This is a genomic window from Natrinema soli (genome assembly GCF_028618695.1).
The window spans coordinates 1-5,922 of record NZ_JAQIVI010000488.1 but is presented as its reverse complement, the minus strand read 5'-3'; the positions used below and the strand labels follow the sequence as shown (position 1 = coordinate 5,922).

At 65.1% G+C, this 5,922-nt stretch carries 6 protein-coding genes; 3 read left to right on the top strand and 3 right to left on the bottom strand.

Translation table 11 applies throughout. The annotated features are described in order from the left end of the window. From argH to PGX04_RS24680, 3 genes are all read right to left on the bottom strand, one after another. Nucleotides 1-1,001: argininosuccinate lyase (gene argH, locus PGX04_RS24690; RefSeq protein WP_273740927.1), on the bottom strand; the 1,001-nt coding region annotated here is incomplete at its 3' end. A 2-nt stretch (nt 1,002-1,003) separates the two neighbouring features. Beyond that, nucleotides 1,004-2,239, bottom strand: a complete 1,236-nt coding sequence (locus tag PGX04_RS24685) for an argininosuccinate synthase (RefSeq protein ID WP_273740926.1) — start codon at nt 2,237-2,239, stop codon at nt 1,004-1,006. An 844-nt stretch (nt 2,240-3,083) separates the two neighbouring features. Next, a complete protein-coding gene (locus PGX04_RS24680) occupies nt 3,084-4,244 on the bottom strand; it encodes a helix-turn-helix transcriptional regulator (protein WP_273740925.1) in 1,161 nt (386 codons plus the stop codon). Between the two features lie 85 nt (nt 4,245-4,329). Between PGX04_RS24680 and PGX04_RS24675 the strand changes: the two genes are divergently transcribed. From PGX04_RS24675 to PGX04_RS24665, 3 genes are all read left to right on the top strand, one after another. Then, complete coding sequence (locus PGX04_RS24675; RefSeq protein WP_273740924.1) at nt 4,330-4,524, top strand: DUF7554 family protein; 195 nt, start codon at nt 4,330-4,332, stop codon at nt 4,522-4,524. Between the two features lie 74 nt (nt 4,525-4,598). After that, nucleotides 4,599-5,099 (top strand): 2'-5' RNA ligase family protein, encoded by a 501-nt coding sequence (locus tag PGX04_RS24670; RefSeq protein ID WP_273740923.1) that lies wholly within the window; start codon nt 4,599-4,601, stop codon nt 5,097-5,099. 253 nt (nt 5,100-5,352) lie between these two features. Beyond that, a partial coding sequence (locus PGX04_RS24665; RefSeq protein WP_273740922.1) for a YeeE/YedE thiosulfate transporter family protein occupies nt 5,353-5,922 on the top strand: 570 nt, incomplete at its 3' end.

The window sequence follows — 5,922 nt, the reverse complement described above, 5'->3', positions numbered from 1 at the left end:
CGATTGTACGCGCGGGGCAGCCCCTTCAGCGTCGTCGTCAGTCCCTGGACGCCGCCGGCCGCGTCGCCCGCGACCGCGCGGACGAGTTCCAGCGTGTCCGGGTTCTTCTTCTGGGGCATGATCGACGACGTCGAGGAGTAGTCGTCCGCCAGATCGACGAAGCCGCGGTTCGCGAAGATGATCACGTCCTCCGCCAGCCCCGACAGTGTCGTCGCGTGCGTCGACAGCGCCTGGACCGTCTCGAGCAGGAAGTCCCGGCTCGAGGCGGCGTCCATCGAATTGTCGACGACGCTATCGAATCCCAGCAGTTCAGCCGTGCGATCGCGGTCGATGTCGAACGTCGTCCCCGCGAACGCGGCTCCACCGAGGGGCGACTCGTTGATCCGTGAATAGGCCTCGAGCAACCGGTCGGTGTCGCGGCGGACGGCCCCCTCGTAGGCCAGCGCCCAGTGGGCCACCGTGGTGGGTTGGGCGGGCTGGAGGTGCGTGTAGCCGGGCATGATCGTCTCGGCGTGCTCCGCAGCGACCTCGACCAGCGATTCGCGCAGCGCGAGCGTCGTCTCGATCGCCTCGAGGACGTCCTCGCGCAGGCGGTAGCGGATGCAGGCCGCGACCTCGTCGTTGCGCGAACGGGCGGTGTGCATCTTCCCACCTTCGGCGCCGATGCGTTCGATAACGGCGGTTTCGATGGCCTCGTGGACGTCCTCGCCGTCGGGCAATGAGTCGTGGCCGTCGACCTCGATCGCGTCGATCGCGGTCAGGATCTGACCGGCCACGTCGTCCGCGACGATGCCCTGCTCGGCGAGCATGACTGTGTGCGCGCGGTCGACCTCGAGGTCGGCCGCGAAAATGCGTTCGTCCGCCGCGAGCGAGGAGAGGAAGCTCCGGGCGGGGCCGCCGCTGAAGCGGTCTCGGCGGACGACCCCCTCGTCGTCGGAACCGCCGTCGGTAGCGACGTCCGACTCGAGTTCGGACCCGTCGTGAGCGCTCTCCTCGGTCATTGTTATTCCTCGTCGGATCCGCTCCCGTCGGTCGCGAGTTCGACTTCCTCGTCGGCCGCGTTCGCGGCGATCGCCTCGTTCGCGAGGCGGCGCTGGAAGCCGTGGTACTTCGCGACGCCGGTGGCGTCCTCCTGTTTGATCTTGCCGACCGTCTCGGTGTCGAAGGAGGCGTGTTCCGCGGAGTAGGCCGCGAATTTGCTGTCGCGAGCGACCGGACGCGCCTGGCCGCCCTCGAAGCGGATCGTGACGGTGCCGGTCACGCGCTTTTGCGTCTCACCGATGAAGCCCTCGAGCGCGCTCACGAGCGGCGCGTCGATCAGGCCCTCGTAGCCCTTCTGGGACCACTGCTGGTCGATCTGCTTTTTGAACTGGCGCTCCTCCTGCGTGAGGACGAGCCCCTCGAGGGCCTCGTGGGCGTTGAGCAGCGTCGTCGCCGCCGGGTGCTCGTAGTTCTCGCGAACCTTCAGTCCGAGCATGCGGTCTTCCATCGTGTCGGTGCGGCCGACGCCGTATCCGCCGGCGAGTTCGTTCAGGGACTCGATGAGTTCGACCGGCTCGTACTCCTCGCCATCGACTGCGACGGGGTAGCCCTGCTCGAAGGTGATCTCGATTTCCTCGGTCTCGCTGCCGGGCTCGTCGGTCCACTCGTAGATGTCCCGCGGCGGGACGTAGTTGGGGTCCTCGAGGTCGTCGCCCTCGACGGAGCGGCTCCAGATGTTGGTGTCGATCGACCAGTCGCCGCCGCTGCCGCCCTCGACGGGCAGGTCTCGCTCGGCGGCGTACTCCTGTTCCCACTCGCGAGTGAGCCCGAGTTCGCGCACGGGGGCGATGACTTCGAGGTCCGAGCTGCGCCAGACGGCCTCGAAGCGGAGCTGGTCGTTGCCCTTGCCCGTACAGCCGTGGGCGATGCCGGTACAGTTCTGTTCCTCCGCGACCTCGAGGATCGCCTCCGCGATCACCGGTCGGGCGAGCGCCGTTCCCAGCGGGTAGCCCTGATAGGTCGCGTTCGCGCGAACGCTCTCGAGACAGAGTTGTGCGAACTCCGCTCGCGCGTCGACGACGTAATGGTCCAGGCCGAGCGCCTCGGCGGTTTCTTCGGCTTCGTCGAACTCTTCGGCCGGCTGGCCGACGTCGACCGTGACGCCGATCACGTCATCGTATCCGTATTCTTCCTCGAGCAGCGGGACACAGACAGTCGTGTCCAGGCCGCCCGAAAACGCAAGTGCCACGCGGGTCATATCGTACTCGAGTAAACCCACAGGATGAACTTAAGCCCATTGGTTTCAATTCCGAAAATAAATGGTAGAGACACTGCTAACCGAAAATTCTGCAATTTCGGGAATGGTGGATCGATCCGGAGACGTGGGGTGAAATAAAGAATGGGCTCAAAGGCCCCGTCGCGGTCGCCGCCGAGCGAGGGTCCCGTCGGTACCGGGAACGGCGAGCGTCGTGCCGACGGAGTGGCTCATTGGTCAGACACTGCAGATGCATCGCCTTAAATCCTACTACATCGCGCTCCCACCGGTCAGTACCACGACACACGGCCGATCTCGAGAGAGTGCTGGCGCAGTATAAGCCGAGCAGCTGGCTGTCACGGTCACGAGACCGACAACTGGGATCGATATCGCTAGAACGGAGCAATCGGCTTACGGCGTACTGATTGCAGAGCAGAGTGTTCTGCTCGCACTGGCAACGGGGAATCGCCACGCCTTCCCCAGCCGATTTCTCCTCACGGCGGCTGCGCCGCCGTCTGTTCACGGGCGCGACGCGCCCGTTCACATGGTCTGCGAGGCCCACGGCCTCGCACTCTTCGTCTGGTTCGCGGAACTTCCGGTTCCGCGCTAACGCTCGGTCGCCCCGCTCACTCGCTCATCCAGCGGAAGACGCGTACGCGTCTTCCGAGCCGTTGCTCACTCTGTTCGCAAAGACCTCGCGCAGCGTCGTGCCGCGGTTCATTGACATTCACCGCTGCACAGCGCGCGCCACCGCATGCCGATTGACCGGCTCGAAGTGAGACAGGTTCGAAGTGAGACAGAGATCTCCCCAAGTAGGAGAAGGCAACAGACGGGTTGGATACCGACGCTACTCGTCCTCTGGAAGCGCAAGCACGTTCTCCCGTCCGATCCGGAACACGTCGATCTCGTCGTTCTCGCGCAGGTCGCCGACGACCTGACTCGTCTTGGCCTCGGTCCAGTCCAGTTCCGAGACGACCTCCTGTTGTTTTACCCGTCCGCCGCGTCGGTCGAGCAGGCGCAGGACCCGCTCCTCGTTGCTCAGCAGTTCCGGCGGGGGTCCGTCCGGCGAGTGATCGTCGGACGGACTCGAGTCGACATCGGTCGAGCCGTCGGTTCGCCACGCCGTGTCGGAGCCGATGTCGGTCCCCTCACCGCCGGGGCTGTTTCGCCCGACCAGCCAGCCGACGGTACCGACGGCCGCGAGCAGCGCCAGCGCGAGGAGGACGACCACCCACGGCATCGCCGGTCCCTCGTTGGACGGGGTCTGCTCCGCGCTCGAGTTCGAGTCGCTGTTCTTCGCGAGTTCGATCCGGGGCTGGTCGTCGGTGAACGAGGTCGCCTCACCGCGCCACGAGACGGATCCCTCCGCCTGCTCGCTCGGTGATGGATCGATCTGGGGCTCGCCCTCGCTCTCGTAGACGGTGTACTCATCCGGCCAGTGAAACTGCAACGTCGTTCCGTCATCCAGCGTGAATCCAGACAGCGCGGTGCCCGCCTTGATTCGAGTCACCTCGACGAGCGCGAAGTCCGACCACTCGAGGGAGACTTTCGCGTGGCCGATCTCCCGCGGCTGAGCGTCCTCCTCCGTCGTGATGGACACGCCCGAGATGTTCATCTCGCGGTTCGTCTGGTTCTGTCCCTTCTCGAGGGTGTCGTTCCAACTGTCTTGCTCCTCCTCAACGTACCACTCCGTATTGTTCGAAATGTTCCCACGCAGCGACTCCCACTCCGCCGCGGAACTGTTCTGGCCGTAGAGATCGAACTGGTAGTCGGCGATCACCCGCGCCGAGCCGTTCTCGGCGATGAAGACGTCGATGTGTATCCGATCGGCGTCCTCGAGTTGCACGCTCTCGTTCGAGTCCGTCTCGGTGCCGTCCGGCCCGTCCTGTAGCGCCGCTCGCTGCGCCCCGGTGTCAGCCGCCACAGCGGACGGTACCGAGACGAGCGCGAGCAAACACGCGACCACCACGAGCACGCAAATCAGGGCCCGTAGCCCCCTCACGTCCATTATGGGAACATGCCGTGGCCGTCTAAATAGGTCTTTCCGACCGCAGTAGCGATGTTTTTTCACACAGTCTGCCGAACGTGAGTGTATGATCGACTCACGCGGCGAACTCGACGTCGAAACGCTGCTGAAGATCGTCCTCGGACTCATCGCCGTTTTGCTCGTCATCCAGGTTCTCGAGGCGATACTCGGCACGCTCGCGAGCGTGTTCGGCCTGTTCGTCCCCATCATCCAGCTCGCAATCGCCGTACTGATCGTCCTCTGGTTACTCGATCGGCTCTGACTCGCCCGTCGAACCGATCGCTCCGCTCACGAGACCATCAGACTGATAGCTATACTAGCTCTATACCGAACGAAGTGTACAGCGTCAACGTCCCGGTTCCCGGTCGCGTCCGCCGGCTCGCGAACCGTCTCCACCCCGACCTGATCGGATTCGAGACCGTCCGCGAGGACCACTCGTGTCTCCTCAAGCGACTCGGCGAGGCCGACCACGTCGCCCAGCTCCAGCACCGCGCCCACCGCGCGCTCGAGGGGTCCCCCGCAGTCGAAGCCGAAATCACGGCTATCGACTACTTCGAAGACCCGCCGCTGGGGTCGGCACCGGTCGTCTACCTGGCCGTCGAGAGCCCCGGCCTCGAGGCCATTCACGCCGATCTCACCGACGCCTTCGAGACGGTCGAGGGACTCGAGGGACGCGACTACGTTCCGCACGTGACGCTCGCCCGCGGCGGCGACCTCGAGACCGCGAAGCGGCTGGCCGACCGCGAGATCGAGCCGATCCGGTGGACGGTCAGTGCGCTCGAATTCTGGGACGGAACGTACAAGCTGCCGGTGAGTCGGATCTCGCTGCCGGCGTAGGGGACTCGAGTCGATTCCGGCGACTGTACGCGTTCACCCTCAGCCTCCGGCAGTGGCTCGAACGTGGGAGGTGTTCGCAGCCACGATCCGCAAATACCGCTGCTACCTACGCCGGAGTACGCAGCGATCCTTCCCAGAGAGAGATCCGCTTGGCAGCTAAACCGGCCGTAATCTACAGTAGAGGAGCGTCAGCAGTCAGGGTAGCGTCGGCCGGCTGGCTGCGGGTTAAGTCGCTCGGGCCCGTGGCACTGTTGTGGTTTCAACGCTACTCGTCGCAGCGGTCGTCGGAATCGCCCTCGGAGCCTTCCTCCAGAAGGGGCGATTCTGCTTCGTGAACGCGTTCCGGGACTTCTTCGCGTACAAGGACTCCCGGGTCACGAAGGGGGTTCTCGCTGCGACCCTTCTGACGATGGTCTTCTGGGGTATCGCCTATCAATTCGGCTACTATCAGGGGTTCTGGACGCCCGACTGGGGGTTGACCGGCCTCGTCGGCGGCTTCATCTTCGGAATCGGCATGACCTACGCCGGCGGCTGTGCCAGCGGGACGCTCTACCGCGCCGGTGAGGGCTACCTGCAGTTCTGGCTCACCCTGCTGTTCATGGGGATCGGCTACGCCGGATTCACCGTCGCCTTCCCGACGCTCGAGAGCACGTATTTCGACGCGCTGACGTTCGGAACGGGCGTGAGCCTGTTCACCGTCACGTCCGTTCCTGCCGGGCTTCTGGCCCTCGCGGTCGCGGTTGCCGGGCTGCTCGTCTACGCCACGCTGACCGGGCGCTCGTCGACGGCCGCCGCGTTCGGCGAACGTGCAGACGTCGCGCAA

Bases quoted from the DNA above. Each gene is read 5' to 3' on its own strand.
- PGX04_RS24675 (WP_273740924.1), top strand. From the start codon at position 4,330: ATGATCGACTCACGCGGCGAACTCGACGTCGAAACGCTGCTGAAGATC.
- PGX04_RS24680 (WP_273740925.1), bottom strand. From the start codon at position 4,244: ATGGACGTGAGGGGGCTACGGGCCCTGATTTGCGTGCTCGTGGTGGTC.
- PGX04_RS24685 (WP_273740926.1), bottom strand. From the start codon at position 2,239: ATGACCCGCGTGGCACTTGCGTTTTCGGGCGGCCTGGACACGACTGTC.